We start from the raw sequence: 582 nt of genomic DNA on the forward strand, positions 1-582 counted from the left end.
AAAAAACAGTGGATGACTTTGTGACAATGGAGACAACCAATCAGCATGCCCGTGGAATTATTGGTGAAGAAATGAATAAAATTTCAAAAATTACCACAAGGTCAACTTTGGCATCGGCTTACATTGAGGAGCAAAAAACCAGGGGAAAGGACGAAATCCCAGAAAATTTAACTGAGAAAATGTATGGTGCAATTACCTCATTTAAGGAGAAATATACAATGATTCAGCCTAATAGAGAGCAGTTATTGATGAGCATTAAGATTTGATGATGTTAGTACTATGATTTACAAATAAAAATAGTAATTACATATCATATTGAGGCTGAGAGAAATTAAATATCCAAGTCGTTCAATATAATAGAAATTATTTTAAGTTTCAATAACAGGGAGGTAGGATTATGGCAATTACGGGTATCAATAACAGCAGTTACACATCGTATTATGCTTCAAATTATAAGAATACTGTAAAAAAAACAGATAGTGAAAAGGATAGTACAAATACAAAAGACGGCAACGTGACAACAAGTACAGTTGAATTAAAAACATCACGTCCCGGTGTGACAAAAACAGAGCAGATTAAGAC

At 33.2% G+C, this 582-nt stretch carries 2 pseudogenes; both read left to right on the forward strand.

Annotation, left to right across the window (positions count from 1 at the left end):
* Positions 1–266: pseudogene (locus tag H8S17_RS16355) on the forward strand (hypothetical protein); the annotation flags it as partial.
* A gap of 131 nt (positions 267–397) precedes the next feature.
* Positions 398–582: pseudogene (locus H8S17_RS16360) on the forward strand (hypothetical protein); the annotation flags it as partial.

Origin of the sequence: Roseburia zhanii (genome assembly GCF_014287635.1) — a bacterium.
Classification (GTDB): Bacteria; Bacillota; Clostridia; order Lachnospirales; family Lachnospiraceae; genus Roseburia_B; species Roseburia_B zhanii.